11 protein-coding genes are annotated in these 15,597 nt (G+C 46.3%); 9 read left to right on the top strand and 2 right to left on the bottom strand.

The genetic code is table 11. The features are described from left to right. Positions 1-67 precede the first annotated feature (67 nt). On the bottom strand, positions 68-316 hold the full coding sequence (locus tag GPLA_RS10465; RefSeq protein ID WP_007104883.1) for a hypothetical protein: 249 nt from the start codon (positions 314-316) through the stop codon (positions 68-70). 271 nt (positions 317-587) lie between these two features. On the opposite strand from GPLA_RS10465, the gene GPLA_RS10460 reads away from it, so the two are divergent. Then, positions 588-2,408, top strand: coding sequence for an acyl-CoA dehydrogenase C-terminal domain-containing protein (locus tag GPLA_RS10460; RefSeq protein WP_007104882.1), 1,821 nt, complete (start codon positions 588-590; stop codon positions 2,406-2,408). A 652-nt stretch (positions 2,409-3,060) separates the two neighbouring features. Here the strand turns inward: GPLA_RS10460 and GPLA_RS10455 are convergent. Next, the gene (locus GPLA_RS10455; RefSeq protein WP_007104881.1) at positions 3,061-3,432 is read right to left on the bottom strand and encodes a hypothetical protein; all 372 of its coding nucleotides are present in this window, start codon (positions 3,430-3,432) and stop codon (positions 3,061-3,063) included. Between the two features lie 1,060 nt (positions 3,433-4,492). On the opposite strand from GPLA_RS10455, the gene GPLA_RS10445 reads away from it, so the two are divergent. From GPLA_RS10445 to GPLA_RS10410, 8 genes are all read left to right on the top strand, one after another. Further along, a complete protein-coding gene (locus GPLA_RS10445) occupies positions 4,493-5,164 on the top strand; it encodes a GntR family transcriptional regulator (protein WP_007104879.1) in 672 nt (223 codons plus the stop codon). A gap of 99 nt (positions 5,165-5,263) precedes the next feature. Next, positions 5,264-6,142: a methylisocitrate lyase gene (gene prpB, locus GPLA_RS10440; RefSeq protein ID WP_007104878.1), complete on the top strand. Its 879-nt coding sequence runs from the start codon at positions 5,264-5,266 to the stop codon at positions 6,140-6,142. A gap of 68 nt (positions 6,143-6,210) precedes the next feature. Then, complete coding sequence (gene prpC, locus GPLA_RS10435) at positions 6,211-7,335, top strand: bifunctional 2-methylcitrate synthase/citrate synthase (protein WP_007104877.1); 1,125 nt, start codon at positions 6,211-6,213, stop codon at positions 7,333-7,335. Positions 7,336-7,470: 135 nt separating this feature from the next. After that, the gene (acnD, locus tag GPLA_RS10430; protein WP_007104876.1) at positions 7,471-10,077 is read left to right on the top strand and encodes a Fe/S-dependent 2-methylisocitrate dehydratase AcnD; all 2,607 of its coding nucleotides are present in this window, start codon (positions 7,471-7,473) and stop codon (positions 10,075-10,077) included. Positions 10,078-10,081: 4 nt separating this feature from the next. Then, positions 10,082-11,311: a 2-methylaconitate cis-trans isomerase PrpF gene (gene prpF / locus GPLA_RS10425; RefSeq protein ID WP_007104875.1), complete on the top strand. Its 1,230-nt coding sequence runs from the start codon at positions 10,082-10,084 to the stop codon at positions 11,309-11,311. A 151-nt stretch (positions 11,312-11,462) separates the two neighbouring features. Further along, positions 11,463-12,656: an MFS transporter gene (locus tag GPLA_RS10420; RefSeq protein ID WP_040514420.1), complete on the top strand. Its 1,194-nt coding sequence runs from the start codon at positions 11,463-11,465 to the stop codon at positions 12,654-12,656. A gap of 318 nt (positions 12,657-12,974) precedes the next feature. Next, entirely contained in the window at positions 12,975-14,132 is a 1,158-nt protein-coding gene (locus tag GPLA_RS10415) for an alkene reductase (RefSeq protein WP_007104873.1), read from the top strand. 154 nt (positions 14,133-14,286) lie between these two features. After that, on the top strand, positions 14,287-15,342 hold the full coding sequence (locus tag GPLA_RS10410; protein ID WP_007104872.1) for an NAD(P)-dependent alcohol dehydrogenase: 1,056 nt from the start codon (positions 14,287-14,289) through the stop codon (positions 15,340-15,342). Positions 15,343-15,597 lie beyond the last annotated feature (255 nt).

Below are 15,597 nucleotides of genomic sequence, written 5' to 3'. Positions count from 1 at the left end.
ATCAGCTTCTTAACCGTGCATAATTAACCGGGCAGCGAACCTGGCTGTCACCGTTATTTTCTTATGATCATTTTTGTTGTTTTTTGGCTCGCATCTTTTCTCGAAAAAAGCCAAATAAGGAATAGGCAACCACCCCAAAACATAAAGCGGCCAATAGGGCAGCGGGGTAGGCCATTAATCCTATTCCCGTATCCCAGCCATAAACAGCCATGACAGTGCAGATAACACCCAAGGAAAATTCAATTAATATGCTTTCCCAAGCCAATTTGTGATTGGAATTAACAGGCCGCGCAAAAAAGTTCACTTTATAGGGCATTTGTAATCATCTTTAAAAACGTAGTTTATCCACCGTTCAATATGGGTCACGTTTAGTGCAAGCCGTAACGCACTGTTCAGACTGGTTATTCCCTTCTCACGTTAGTGATAACACAAAAAATCTTGCATGGACGTCTTTGTCATTATTGTAATTATTTATAATTACTCATTACTCTGAGAAGTAAGTATTTTAATTTAAGTGGTTAGACCAGTTGTTTTTTCTGTTATAGTGGCTCAAAGCCTATCAAAAAAACAATTTTTGGAGTTCTACAATGTTGCAGTACAAAGCGCCAGTGATGGATATGAAGTTTCTGATTGAAGACGTATTTAAATATTATAAACATTATGAAAAATACCCGGAATTCGCTGAAGCAACGCCCGATTTAGTCGATGCAATATTACAAGAATGTGCCAAATTTTGTGAAAATGAATTACTGCCGTTAAACCAAAGCGGTGATAAAGAAGGCTGCAAATTTGATAATGGCGTTGTCACGACACCGACCGGCTTTAAGGCGGCTTACAACAAATATGTAGAAGGGGGATGGCAAAGTTTATCTCACCCTGTTGAACATGGCGGGCAAGGCTTACCTCCGTCGTTAGGGATGGCAAAACAAGAAATGATGGGCACAGCCAATTGGTCATGGGCCATGTATCCAGGCTTAAGCCACGGTGCGATGAACACGATTCAAAGCCATGGCACTGAAGCGCAAAAAGAATTGTACCTTACCCGTTTAACCGAAGGCACATGGACCGGCACTATGTGTTTAACCGAACCCCAATGTGGTACGGATTTAGGCCAAGTCAAAACCAAAGCCATACCAAATGCCGACGGTACCTATGACATTATGGGCACCAAAATATTCATTTCCGCAGGTGAACACGACTTAACTGAAAATATTATTCATATCGTATTAGCGCGACTGCCTGGGGCACCTGAAGGTACGCGCGGTATTTCACTGTTCATTGTGCCAAAAGTGCAAGTTGATCAACAAGGTAACTTAGGCGAAAGCAACAAGGTCACCTGCGGTGCCATTGAAGATAAAATGGGTATCAAAGCATCATCCACTGCCGTTCTAAATTTTGATAACGCAAAAGGTGTATTAATCGGCCCTGAAAACAAGGGCTTAGAATGTATGTTCACGTTTATGAACACCGCCCGTGTCGGCACGGCCTTGCAAGGCGTTTGTGCCTCTGAATTGGCTTATCAAAACTCATTGTTATATGCCAAAGACCGCTTATCTATGCGTGCGTTAACCGGCAAGAAATTCCCAGATAAAGTGGCCGATCCCATCATAGTGCACCCTGATGTACGCAAAATGCTAATGACGCAAAAAGCCATCTCTGAAGGTGGACGCGCCATGGTCTATTACACAGCAAAAATTGTTGATGAAATAGAAATGGCCAAGACCGAAGAAGCCCGTAAAGAAGCTGATGACCGACTAGGCTTTATTACCCCGATTCTAAAAGCCTTTTTAACCGAATTAGGCTGTGAAAGCGCCAGTCAAGGCATGCAGGTATTTGGTGGCCATGGCTATATTAAAGAATGGGGCATGGAACAAATTGTGCGTGACGTGCGTATCGCCACCTTGTATGAAGGCACCACCGGCATTCAAGCTCTAGATTTATTAGGCCGTAAAATACTGCTTACCCGAGGTAAGGCTTTAAATAAATTTAGTAAAGAAGTGCTGCTTTTCTGCAAAGACAAAAGCATGATTTCTAAAAATCCTCACAAGCGACAAATGAATAAATTTATTTGGGCGTTAAGCAAGAATGTGGCGAATTGGCAGCAATACACCATGCGTTTAGCCCTAAGAGCCAAAAAAGATCGCGACATAGTCGGCTCAGCCTCAGTGGATTACCTTATGTACTCAGGCTATATTATGATGGGATATTTCTGGGCACAAATGGCCCAAACCGCCTACGAAAAACTCGCGACAGACTTAGAAAACCGCGATTTCTACCGGGCAAAAATCAAAACGGCTGAGTTTTATTTCGAGCGTTTACTACCCAGAACAAAATCATTAGCCAAAACTATGATGGCAGACCCAAAAACACTAATGCAACTAGACGAAGACTTGTTGTCTTTCTTGTAAGCGCGTGAAAGTTTTTGAGTGCAAAGGGTAAGAGTGTAAGTGCCTAACGCGCAACAGAATAGAGCCTAGAAAAAGCCAAGGCACTGAGTATTTAGAAAAAATCGACTCAATGCCTTGTTGTTCTTCGTGTTAGTCCGAAGTTTTTACGCCAATCAAATTTATGCTGATTGGCAGAGCATAAGTTCAATATCAGGGAGTAATGTAAAGAGGTGCGTTGATTCTAACAGCGCAAATTCCTTCGCAATATTAATCTGGAAGGCGAAAGCCTAGCCACTACCTCTGTGCGTTTATCATATTGGATAATATGGGGAACTGACGTTTTTGTGGCGCACAATGTGCGTGGGAATTGGCCTTAAATGACCAAGGACTAGAGCCAGATGGGTGACTGTTGCGGATAAATAATCCAGCACAACCAATAGAAAAACATATTAGCGAATGAAAACCCGGACATGCTACAGAGTAGACAAACGCTAATGTTTGCTGAAAAGCGATCCGGACTTTATCGGACTATTGACAACGGCTGACTTATGGGTGACCCCGTTGATTCGATGATTTCATAAGTTAACGCTATTGCTAATAGGAAAGTGATGGTTTGGCTATAATGCGTGAACCAATTGTAATTTTTCTTTTTAAGTAATTTTCTATATGTAAACTAGTTTACTTGCATAGTGTAAGGATTTTGCCCTTCGGTAAATGTATAGTTTGAAACAACGCCATCAGTAATTAATACATCTAGCATTTTTTGAGTACCAGTAGTTTTAACATCCATTGTAACAATATAACTCTGCGCTTTAGCAGTGCCTTCCGAGTGCATATATATCCATTTTTCGTCAGTCGCTGAGATTACAGTCTTAGAATAGGGTTCACCAAATAAATTGACCATTTCTTCAGTTGTAGTTTTACCCTTAATTATTTGAGGTACATTTTCGCTAGAAAAATTTTTACCTACAGAGTAGGAAGATGTTGCACAGCCGGAAAGTGATAAAATAACTAACGATACTATGGTGATTATACGAAACTTCATGTAATGCTCCTTGCTTATTAACAATATTATTATTCGGAGACCCCCCCACTTGTCTTTATTAACATACACACTAACTCGTTGTACAGGTTAAAATTTTTCTGGTTTCATTCTTTGTCGTTATAGTGATAAGGAATATTTCAAGATCTGCCGGAATAGGGGAATCACCAATGATGCCGGGCCAAAAACTGTACATTCAAAAACTCTGTGAGGCAGACATGTAAACATACTGAAAAGTTTACTCTGACCCTACTTTTTCCTTTTGGCGGCGCAGTCGCTGCTTTGCTTTTCTCTCGACTCAAGACTCCCCGAGCAACGAAGGCTAACACTGGGTCGATTGCATGGGTGAAACTGGATTCTTTAGCTACGCAGTAGCGCCCAGTTGTGCGGCTCGCTATGGATGGCGAGACTGGGGGCCGATCATCAGGGATGTGTTTCAAATCGAGGAGAAAATAATAACCAATTTGAGTTTTCACGACCTGTGTTAGTCGAGACGCGCAGGCGACCAACATGGATATTGGAAGGTAGAGCAACGCAGGGAGCCGTTGCCGAGAATAGAGTGTTGCTGGAGAGCGGCCTTTACAAAGTACATCCTGTACTTTGCCCTTCGGGTCATCCTTCGGATGTTCAAAATGGTTCCCGACCCTTTTGTCTTGGTGACTTCTTTTGGCTGTTGACCAATATTTACGGGATAAATATGGAACAGTTTTAGCTGGCCTGTAGGTAAAGTGCATGGATGCACTTTATAAAAGAAGTTACTGGCTCGTAGGGACGAGAGTCATACTCGTCATGGATGACGATAAGCGTAGCGCATAGTGGCCGCAGGCCATAAAGTGAACGCAGCGAATAAACGTGCACGCAGTGCATAGGTGGCCGTAGGCCATAAGTAAGCGCAGCGCAAATCCGACCGCAAGGTCAAAAACAACCAATTGTCGACAATCCCCCACATTATCTCTTGAAAAAACCAATTAATTTGCTATATTGTCGACATCTTTTGCAGACTGGCCTAATTTAACTATCGGGGTCAGCTGCAATAATTACCAGTGGAATTGATGCTTAATTCATGCAAAACCTAACCGAACAGCCTATTACCGCCGCGGACAAGACGTTTTTCCAGTTGCGTAAAGACATAGTGGAAGGTGTGGTGTTGGCTGGTTCTAAGCTTAGCGAAACTGAATTGTCGACAAAGTATGGTGTTAGCCGGGCAGTAATCCGTGAAGCGATAAACCGCTTGGAGTCTTGTCATATTGTTGAGCGTAAAGCCAATGTAGGTGCACGTGTGGTGTCACTTTCCCCTGAAGGGCTGGTGGACTTGTATCAAGTGCGTGAGTCGCTTGAAGGCATGGCCGCACGCTTAGCGGCCCAGAACATGACCGATGCAGAAATCGCAGACTTAAATGCTTTGCTGAATGTGCACTCAGAAGACGTGAAAAACCATGGCTCTTATTACCAAGAAGCAGGGGACGTGGACTTTCACTACCGGATTATTTTGGGCAGCAAAAACAATCATTTAATTGCTATGTTGATCAATGGTATTTACCACTTAGTGCGCATGTATCGTGTGCAATTAGGCATGTCAGGTCCACGAGTGAGTACCGCTTTTGATGAACATAAACATATAGTGCAAGCCATTTGTAATCGCGATGGCGAGTTAGCAGAAATGCTTATGCGTCGGCATATTTTATATTCGAAAAACAACATTCAGCGCAAATTAACGCCACAGCGGGAAGCCTAGCTTTGCCGTCATTGTGCTGTCATCAAATAACCCTTTAATTGTTGCGACGGGGTCAATTTCCACCTCGCCGAAAAATAACTACCCTAAGGAGTAAGTTACATGAGCCCAGGTCAAAAATTTCGCCAAGCCTTAAAAGATAACAAACCGCTGCAAATCGTCGGGGCGATTAACGCGTATTCCGCCATGATGGCGAAGAAAATTGGCCATCAAGCCATTTATTTATCTGGTGGCGGTGTAGCTAATGCTTCCTACGGTTTACCTGATTTAGGTATGACGTCATTGAATGATGTGATTGTGGACGTGCAGCGTATTACCTCGGCTTGTGATTTACCGCTTTTAGTGGATATCGACACAGGTTGGGGCGGAGCATTTAATATTGCTAAGACAGTGCGTGATATGGAAAAAGCTGGCGCAGCCGCTGTGCACATGGAAGACCAAGTGGCGCAAAAGCGTTGTGGTCATCGTCCGAATAAAGAAATTGTACCCCTAGAAGAAATGGTCGACCGGATTAAAGCGGCGGTTGATGCACGCACGGACTCGGACTTCTTTATCATGGCACGTACCGATTCCTTCGCCCAAGAAGGTTTAGAGTCAGCTATTACTCGGGCCAAAGCTTATGTAGCAGCGGGTGCTGATGGCATTTTCGCTGAGGCGATAAAAACCGAAGCGCACTACCGCGCGTTTGCAGAGGCCTTAGATGTGCCTATTTTGGCTAATATCACTGAGTTCGGCCAAACTGAACTATGGAATAAAAAAGTGTTAGGCGAGTGGGGCGCAGCCATGGTGCTTTACCCATTAAGTGCATTTCGTGCCATGAATAAAGCCGCTGAAAATGTATACAGCGCAATTTTAGTGCAAGGTGACCAAACCTCTGTGGTGGATCAAATGCAAACTCGCATGGAGCTTTACGATTACCTTAATTATCACGATTACGAGCAAAAACTAGACAGTTTATTTGCCCAAGGTAAAAACAAATAACAGCTGGTAATAATGCGTCAGCGACACGATTATTACCGATGTAGATGAATATAAATTAGGAGCAAGTCATGGTTGATAAAAAATTAAGTGGTGCAGGTTTACGCGGTCAAAGTGCAGGCGAAACGGCCTTGTGTACTGTGGGTAAATCAGGCTCTGGCCTGACCTATCGCGGGTACGACGTATCTGATTTAGCCGACAATACTACCTTTGAAGAAGTGGCGTATTTATTGTTTAACGGTGAGTTACCTAATCAAGGGCAATTAGACGAATATAAAGTGATGTTGCGCAATCAGCGCGACTTGCCTGATGGGCTTAAAGACGTATTAAAGCTTATTCCAAAAGATGCACACCCAATGGATGTGATGCGCACGGGTTGCTCATTCTTGGGTAACATTGAGCCAGAAACAGACTTTTCACACCAGAACCAAGCGGCTAATCGCTTGCTGGCGGCGTTTCCGGCGATCATGTGTTACTGGTATCGCTTCACCCATGAAGGTGTCGAAATTGATTGCACCACAGATGAAGATTCACTCGGTGGGCATTTCTTGGCCTTACTGCACGGTAAAACACCGTCTGAACAGCATCGTAAGGTGATGGACGTATCACTGATTTTATACGCAGAGCATGAATTTAACGCCTCTACTTTTACCGCACGTGTGTGTGCATCAACCCTGTCTGACATGTTCTCTTGTGTCACGGGCGCCATTGGTTCATTGCGCGGACCACTGCACGGCGGGGCAAACGAAGCCGCTATGGACATGATCCAAAAGTTCAGCTCTCCTGCTGACGCCAAAGTACAAATGGCCGGCATGCTTGAGCGTAAAGAAAAAATCATGGGCTTTGGTCATGCAATTTATAGCGAGTCTGACCCGCGTAACGCGATCATCAAAGCGTGGTCTGAAAAGCTGGCGCAAGAAAACGGCGACACGTCTTTATATGACATCTCGGTTGCCTGTGAAGAATTCATGTGGGACAGCAAAAAGCTGTTCTGTAATGCGGATTTCTTCCATGCGTCTGCGTATCACTTTATGGGGATCCCGACTAAATTGTTCACGCCTATTTTTGTCTGTTCACGCTTAACTGGCTGGGCAGCACATGTAATGGAACAACGTAGCAACAACCGTATTATTCGCCCTAGTGCCGATTATGTTGGGCCTGAGCCACGCAAAGTGTCACCTATTAACCAGCGCTAAGCTCAAACCGGTAGAGGCAACTACACACGTAAGTGCCTCTACCGTGTTCGCTTAACTTTTTCGCCAGTATCTGCTTTCACGCACTTCAAACAGGTTATGACTGGCGCGTTGTTATTTTCGTATTTAAGGACCGCTATGAATACTGATTACCGTAAACCTCTTCCGGGCAGCAATCTCGATTATTTTGATACCCAAGCTGCTGTTGATGCCATCACGCCTGGCGCTTATGCCACCTTGCCTTATACCTCTCGAGTATTGGCTGAAAACCTAGTGAGGCGCTGTGCCCCTGAGCTATTAACCGACTCGTTGAAGCAGCTTATTGAGCGCAAACGCGATTTAGACTTTCCGTGGTTTCCGGCGCGTGTGGTGTGTCACGATATATTAGGGCAAACGGCACTGGTCGATTTAGCCGGTTTGCGTGACGCCATTGCTGAAAAAGGCGGCGACCCGTCAAAAGTTAACCCTGTTGTGCCTACACAATTGGTAGTTGATCACTCATTAGCGGTGGAACATGGTGGCTTTGACAAAGATGCCTTTGAGAAAAACCGTGCCATCGAAGACAGACGTAACGAAGACAGATTCCATTTTATTCAGTGGACCAAAACTTCGTTTAAAAACGTCGATGTGATCCCATCAGGTAACGGCATTTTGCATCAAATTAACCTTGAGCGTATGTCGCCCGTGGTACAAAAGCTAAATGGTGTTGCCTTCCCTGATACGTTGGTGGGCACCGACAGCCACACGCCTATGGTTGATGCGTTAGGCGTGATGTCGATTGGTGTGGGCGGTTTAGAAGCTGAAAGCGTGATGTTGGGCCGGGCTTCGTATATGCGCTTACCGGATATTATTGGTGTAGAACTCACGGGCCGTCCGCAACCTGGGATCACCGCCACGGATGTGGTGTTGGCACTGACCGAGTTTTTACGTAAAGAAAAAGTCGTGTCGTCGTATTTAGAGTTTTACGGTGAAGGTACTAAGCACCTGACCTTGGGCGACAGGGCAACTATTTCGAACATGACCCCAGAGTACGGCGCCACTGCGGCCATGTTCTACATCGACCGTCAAACCATCGATTATTTGACCCTTACCGGCCGTGACGATGAGCAAGTTAAATTGGTAGAAACCTATGCCAAACACACAGGCTTGTGGGCGGATAGCCTTGAAACAGCCGAGTATGAGCGCGTACTGAATTTTGATTTATCCACTATTGGGCGCAACATTGCTGGGCCGTCAAACCCACATAGCCGAGTGCCAACCAGTGAATTAGCTGCACGTGGTATCAGTGGTGTGGTAGAAAATGAAGAAGGCAAAATGCCCGACGGTGCCGTGATCATCGCGGCTATCACCAGTTGTACCAATACCAGTAACCCACGCAACATGGTGGCGGCTGGTTTGATTGCTCGCAATGCCAACAAACTTGGTTTAACCCGCAAACCTTGGGTGAAAAGTTCATTAGCGCCGGGCTCAAAAGCGGTGCAATTGTATTTAGAAGACGCCAATTTATTGCCTGAGCTAGAACAGCTTGGCTTTGGCGTGGTGGCCTTCGCATGTACCTCATGCAACGGCATGAGTGGGGCACTTGACCCCGTGATCCAAAAAGAAATTACTGATCGAGATTTATACACCACGGCAGTTTTGTCAGGTAACCGTAACTTTGATGGGCGTATTCACCCCCATGCGAATCAAGCGTTTTTGGCTTCACCGCCATTAGTGGTGGCGTATGCTATCGCCGGCACCATTCGTTTTGATATTGAGCGTGACATATTAGGTCTAGATGCAAACGGCAACCCAGTGACCTTGAAAGACATTTGGCCCGCAGATGAAGAAATCGATGCTGTGGTTAAAGCCAGTGTTAAACCTGAGCAGTTCCGTAAAGTGTACGAGCCCATGTTCGATTTAAAAGTGGAATACGGCGAGCATATTAATCCGCAATACGATTGGCGCCCGCAAAGTACCTATATTCGTCGTCCGCCATACTGGGAAGGCGCATTAGCGGGTGAGCGCAGCATGAAAGGTCTGCGCCCATTAGCGGTGCTGGGTGACAACATCACGACCGATCATTTATCCCCATCAAACGCGATTCAGCTTGATAGCGCAGCTGGATCTTACTTGCACAAAATGGGTTTGCCAGAAGAAGATTTCAACTCATACGCTACCCACAGGGGCGATCATTTAACGGCCCAACGTGCCACCTTTGCCAACCCTAAGCTGTTCAATGAAATGGTGCATGAAGTGGGCAGTGACGGGCAAAATAAAGTCAAGCAAGGCTCGTTGACGCGCTTAGAGCCAGAAGGCACTGAAATGCGCATGTGGGAAGCCATCGAAACCTATATGGAGCGTAAACAGCCGCTGATTATTATTGCCGGTGCTGATTATGGTCAGGGCTCATCACGTGATTGGGCCGCCAAAGGGGTGCGACTTGCGGGTGTTGAAGTGATAGTCGCCGAAGGTTTTGAGCGTATTCACCGCACAAACTTAATTGGTATGGGTGTATTGCCCTTAGAATTTATGCCCGGCGAAAATCGCCACACTTATCACATTGATGGCAGTGAAACCTACGATGTACTGGGCGAGCGTTCACCTGGGGCAACAATGACGGTAAATATTACCCGTAAAAATGGTGAGCAAATAAGCGTGCCGGTCAAGTGCCGCATTGACACCCAAGAAGAGTCGTCAATTTATGAGGCGGGCGGGGTATTACAGCGCTTTGCCCAAGACTTCCTTGAAGCAACGGTAGGGTAAGCGCATGGCTATTCATTCACAAGGGCATCAGCCGCAAATTAGAATACCCGCCACATATATGCGTGGCGGCACCAGCAAGGGGGTGTTTTTTGCCCTTGCTGACTTGCCAGTTTCTGCACAGAAGCCAGGCCCGGCGCGAGACAAATTATTGTTGCGGGTTATTGGCAGCCCTGATCCCTACGGTAAACAAACCGACGGTATGGGCGGGGCAACATCAAGCACCAGCAAAACCGTGATTTTGTCGAAAAGCGACCAAGTTGATCACGATGTGAATTACCTGTTTGGCCAAGTGGCCATTGATAAAGCCTTTGTCGACTGGAGCGGTAACTGCGGAAATTTAACCGCTGCTGTGGGCTCATTTGCCATTAGCAATGGACTCGTCAGTGCTAGCCGTATTCCGCAAAACGGCATTGCCGAGGTGCGGATTTGGCAACAAAATATCAAAAAAACCATCATTGCTCATGTCCCCATTACCGAGGGCGAAGTACAAGAAACCGGTGACTTCGAACTTGATGGTGTGACGTTCCCCGCTGCCGAGGTATTGATTGAATTCATGCAACCTGCCGATGACGGTGATGATGCAGGCGATAGCCCAAGTGGTATGTTTCCCACGGGGAATATTGTGGATGATCTCAATTCACCAGAGCTGGCAGCGCTTGGTTTAAGCAACTTGCAAGCGACACTGATTAACGCAGGTATTCCGACTATCTTTGTTAATGCGGCAGATATTGGTTATACGGGCACTGAGTTACAAGAGGTTATTAACGGCGACCCAACGGCGCTAACTAAGTTCGAAACCATTCGTGCCCAAGGTGCGGTGCAGATGGGGTTGATTAAGGATATAAGCGAAGCCGCTTCACGCCAACATACGCCTAAAGTGGCTTTTGTCGCACCAGCAAAGCCCTATGTTTCATCCAGTGGTAAAGCCATTGAGCTTGAAGACATTGACGTTTTGGTACGTGCTATGTCCATGGGCAAACTGCACCATGCCATGATGGGTACCGCCGCCGTTGCTATTGGTACCGCTGCGGCTATTCCCGGTACGTTAGTTAATAGCGCTGCCGGGGGAGGCAACCGCACCGACGTCCGTTTTGGTCACCCATCTGGTACCTTGCGTGTTGGTGCCGCAGCAGAGCAGGTTGACGGGCAATGGTCTGTGATTAAGGCGTCAATGAGTCGCAGTGCCCGGGTGTTAATGGAAGGCTGGGTACGCATACCAACAGACAGCTTTTAGTTCACACCACACGACCGTGGTTAAACCATTGCGCTAATGTATTGTTAGGCGACCTAAGCTTTTGTTATGGTCGCTTTTTTATTCTTGCTCATGTGCGAGCGCACGTTATTTTTCAGGTTAAATAATTTCCATGTTGAACTCGCAATCAGGGATGATCACGCCCCACACTGCGCCGTTTTGGCACGCGACGCTGGCCCTGTGTTTGGGCTCGTTTATGGTGTTTGCCAATTTATACGTGACCCAACCGCTGTTGCCAATGATCAGCGAGCAGTTTGCGGTATCACCTTTGCACTCCAGTGTGAGCTTTACCATTTCGACCCTTACGCTGGGCATTTCATTGCTCTTTTACGGGCCATTATCTGATGCCATAGGACGCAAAGGCATTATGTTACTGACAATGGTGGGGATCACCCTGACCACCGCGAGTTTGGCACTGGCTAGCAGCTATCAAAGTTTATTGTTACTACGCGCATTACAGGGGTTCTTCTTAGCCGGATTGCCTGCTATCGCTGTGGCGTATATGAGTGATGAATTTAACGCCGATGCCTTGATGATAGCGGTGGGAATATACATCAGTGGCAACTCTCTTGGCGGCATTGGTGGGCGGTTACTTGGCGGTTTTCTGGGAGAAAACCTAGGCTTGACGGGCACATTCGCCTGTATGGCGCTATTAAGTTTACTGCTAACCTTGGCCTTTGCTTGGTTATTGCCTAAATCGCAACATTTTGCTGCGAAACCTTTACGTGCAAAACCCATGTTGAGACAATTATGGGCGCACTTAGCCAATAAGCGCCTCTTGTTGAGTTACCTGATTGGTGGTTTGAGTTTCTTTATTTTTGTTAATCAATACAGCTACATCACCTTTGTACTTAAAGATAACCCTTATAGCCTATCGGCACAGTATATAGGTTTGCTCTTTTTGACTTATTTGTCAGGTACCTATGCATCTGCTATTTCGGGTAAGTTAGGCAAGCGATTTTCGCAGCCTAACTGCATGATGGCGGGCACTGTGATTATTATGCTTGGCTCCGGTGTTACCTTGATCCCGTCTTTATACGCCATTATTTTGGGCTTGCTGATAAACGCCTTTGGTTTTTTCTTAACCCATTCAACGGCCAGCAGTTGGGTAAGCCTAAATGCCCAAGGAGGAAAAGCCAGCGCCTCGTCTTTGTACCTGACCTTCTATTACGTGGGCGCCAGTACCGGGGGGATTTACTTGAGCATTTTTTGGCAACAGGCCCAGTGGACAGGCGTGGTAATTGGTTCATGGTTGATGTTATTGGTTATTCTGTGGCTCGGCTTTCAATTGCAGATTATGCATAAACGGCTTGTTACCACCACATAAGCGCGCGCAGATTTTGGCAATACTCAGCAATTGAAATAACTGCTGATGGCTCGCAATATTTACCTGAGTAAATAAGCTTAGCGCTATTTACGTGCTAGGCATTCTTACGGTGTATTTTTAATTATTCGTTTGTAGGCCTTTTGTATGGGGGCCTAACAAAGATGTTCTACTATCGTACATGGGTTTGGAATAGCCCTTGCTTAGTCCTTGGTACATTCATTTCATTTAGTTTTATATTCGGCTCAGATCCTTGCATTTGCAGGGGTTGCTTCAGGCATAAGACATTATCGAAAGAGGGCAGCTAAATTGGCAAATTCCATGAATAACGTACATTCATCATCAGCAGAGTCGCATCCAGCATTATTGGGCGAGTTAGCTTTGGGCAATATCAAACTAAGCAATCGTTTAGTTATGGCACCTTTAACGCGCTCGCGCTCTACAGCTGGGGAAAACGAACAAACTCCCTTGCACGCACTTTATTATGCCCAGCGCGCGAGCGCAGGACTTATCGTGTCTGAGGCAACGCAAATCAGTCCTCAGGGCCAGGGGTATGCGTGGACCCCAGGCATATTTAGCGATGAGCAGGTGGCACATTGGCGCACAGTGACTGATGCGGTGCATAATGCTGGCGGGCGTATTTTCTGCCAGCTATGGCATGTTGGGGCAATTTCCCACCAAGTGTTTCAGCCTCACGGTGGGCTACCTGTTTCTTCCAGTGACTTTCAGCCAGAAGGCGAAGCGTTTGTCGGTGATTTATTGCCTGATGGGCCAACGGTGCCACATCCAAAAGCACGGGCAATGACATTAGATGATATCGAAAATCTTAAAAAAGATTATAGCCATGCGGCAAAGTGTGCCAAAGAAGCAGGCTTTGACGGCGTTGAACTGCACGCGGCCAACGGATATTTACTCGATCAGTTTATTCGCTCGTCGGTAAATAAGCGCGAGGATCAATACGGTGGTGCAGTGGAAAACAGGTTGCGCTTGATGAATGAAATAATCGACGTGATTAGCAAAGAGATCCCATTGGGTAACATTGGTGTGCGTTTATCACCCACAGGTGGGCCTGGTGGCAGCTACGACGATGACCCCGATACTACGTATGTGGCAGCAGCCAAGGCGTTGTCCGATAAAGGCGTGGCGTATTTGCACGTTGTAAGACCAAATAATCACACTGGAGACGGCTCGGGTGTCGAGCAAGGTAATACGCTACTAACAAAAATGCGGCATGCCTTTACGGGCGTGTTTATTGCAAACGGCGAGTTCTCGCCCGACGAGGCAAATACATGGATTGAACGAGGAGATACCGATGCTGTGTCATTTGGTCGTTCATTCTTAGCTAATCCAGACTTACCCACTCGAGTCGCCCAAAACGGTCCATATAACACACCCGATGAAGACACCTTCTATGGTGGCGGCGCTAAAGGGTATGTGGACTATCCAACATTGGTGAACAATGGTAGCGCTCTTGAGTAAACGCAGGTGTTAGCAGCGCAACAACACATTCTTAACCTTAACGGCTAGAACGCTGCGTGGATCTGGCTGCTATCGTTAATAACCTAGCAATCACGACCCTGGCGGTTTCGTTACCTAAGGTTAAATATTCAGTGACAAAATTAAGAGAGGTACTATGAAAGCGATTTCAGCTTATGCAGCAAAATCAGACGATGGCCATATGGAGCCCCATGACATTAAACGCCGAGCGCCGGGGGCGCATGACGTGCAGATTGATATTCAGTTTTGCGGCGTGTGTCACAGTGACTTGCACGCGGTGAAAAACGACTGGGGCAACTCAAATTATCCATTGGTGCCGGGTCATGAAATTATTGGTGAGGTCAGTGCAGTGGGAGACAAGGTAAGCAACTTCAAAGTGGGCGACACCGTCGGTGTGGGCTGCATGGTTGATTCTTGCCAGACCTGCGCTGCATGTGAGGAACACCTGGAACAGCACTGCTTGAACGGTGCAACCATGACGTACAATAGTAAGCTTGACGATGGCACGGGAGACGAAGAAGAAATCACCCAAGGCGGATACTCTAAACGCATTGTGGTAAGCGACAACTTTGTGCTCAAAGTACCAGAGAACTTAGACAAAGCCGCTGCCGCACCACTTCTGTGTGCGGGGATCACCACCTATTCACCTTTGCATCAGTATGGGGTGAAAAAAGGTATGACGGTGGGGGTCATAGGCTTGGGTGGTTTAGGGCATATGGGCATTAAATTCGCTGCTGCCATGGGTGCGCATGTCGTGATGATCACTACATCCGAGGAAAAAGCCGCTGATGCTAAAAAACTCGGAGCGCATGATGTGCTGGTGACTAAAGACAAAGATAGCATGAAAAAATGGCGTGGTAAGTTCGACTTCCTACTTAATACCATTCCCGTTGGTCATGATGTAAATCCATATTTAGCCTTACTTAAATACAACAGCACCATGTGTTTTGTCGGCGCAATTGAACCGCTTAAAGCCGTGAACGGCGCGTATATGATAGGTGGTCGCAAAGCCTTAGCGGGGTCGTTAATCGGCGGCATCAAAGAAACCCAAGAGATGCTTGATTTTTGTGGCGAGCATAATGTGGTATCTGAAATTGAAAAGATCGATATGCAGGACATTAACCAAGCGTTCGAACGCATGAAGAACAATGACGTTCGCTACCGATTTGTAATTGATATGCAAAGTTTCTAACGCTGGCATTTAGGACAAGCGTCGAAGCACTGAAAAGCCCAAGCTCATTAGCTTGGGCTTTTTTATTGGGAATTTTTTTGCGCCTTGCAACGGTGCATCGTGACTAAAATGGTGCTGGCGACGTTAAAACATCGCTTGGCACTTTACATTCTAAAGCACCTTTCATTTTTATATTTATGGTAACCATCTGATTTTAATTTGAATTTTAAAGTTTGCTGGCGAATGAAGTGAAGCGGTATGTTTTTCGCAAACTAG

The sequence above is a fragment of the Paraglaciecola polaris LMG 21857 genome (genome assembly GCF_000315055.1).
Taxonomy (GTDB): domain Bacteria; phylum Pseudomonadota; class Gammaproteobacteria; order Enterobacterales; family Alteromonadaceae; genus Paraglaciecola; species Paraglaciecola polaris.
This window is presented reverse-complemented; position numbering and strand designations above follow the sequence as displayed.

What these genes read in the sequence shown, in the direction of transcription:
- GPLA_RS10465 (WP_007104883.1), bottom strand. Translation starts at nt 316, where the DNA reads ATGCCCTATAAAGTGAACTTTTTTGCGCGGCCTGTTAATTCCAATCAC.
- GPLA_RS10460 (WP_007104882.1), top strand. Translation starts at nt 588, where the DNA reads ATGTTGCAGTACAAAGCGCCAGTGATGGATATGAAGTTTCTGATTGAA.
- GPLA_RS10455 (WP_007104881.1), bottom strand. Translation starts at nt 3,432, where the DNA reads ATGAAGTTTCGTATAATCACCATAGTATCGTTAGTTATTTTATCACTT.
- GPLA_RS10445 (WP_007104879.1), top strand. Translation starts at nt 4,493, where the DNA reads ATGCAAAACCTAACCGAACAGCCTATTACCGCCGCGGACAAGACGTTT.
- prpB (WP_007104878.1), top strand. Translation starts at nt 5,264, where the DNA reads ATGAGCCCAGGTCAAAAATTTCGCCAAGCCTTAAAAGATAACAAACCG.
- prpC (WP_007104877.1), top strand. Translation starts at nt 6,211, where the DNA reads ATGGTTGATAAAAAATTAAGTGGTGCAGGTTTACGCGGTCAAAGTGCA.
- acnD (WP_007104876.1), top strand. Translation starts at nt 7,471, where the DNA reads ATGAATACTGATTACCGTAAACCTCTTCCGGGCAGCAATCTCGATTAT.
- prpF (WP_007104875.1), top strand. Translation starts at nt 10,082, where the DNA reads ATGGCTATTCATTCACAAGGGCATCAGCCGCAAATTAGAATACCCGCC.
- GPLA_RS10420 (WP_040514420.1), top strand. Translation starts at nt 11,463, where the DNA reads ATGATCACGCCCCACACTGCGCCGTTTTGGCACGCGACGCTGGCCCTG.
- GPLA_RS10415 (WP_007104873.1), top strand. Translation starts at nt 12,975, where the DNA reads ATGAATAACGTACATTCATCATCAGCAGAGTCGCATCCAGCATTATTG.
- GPLA_RS10410 (WP_007104872.1), top strand. Translation starts at nt 14,287, where the DNA reads ATGAAAGCGATTTCAGCTTATGCAGCAAAATCAGACGATGGCCATATG.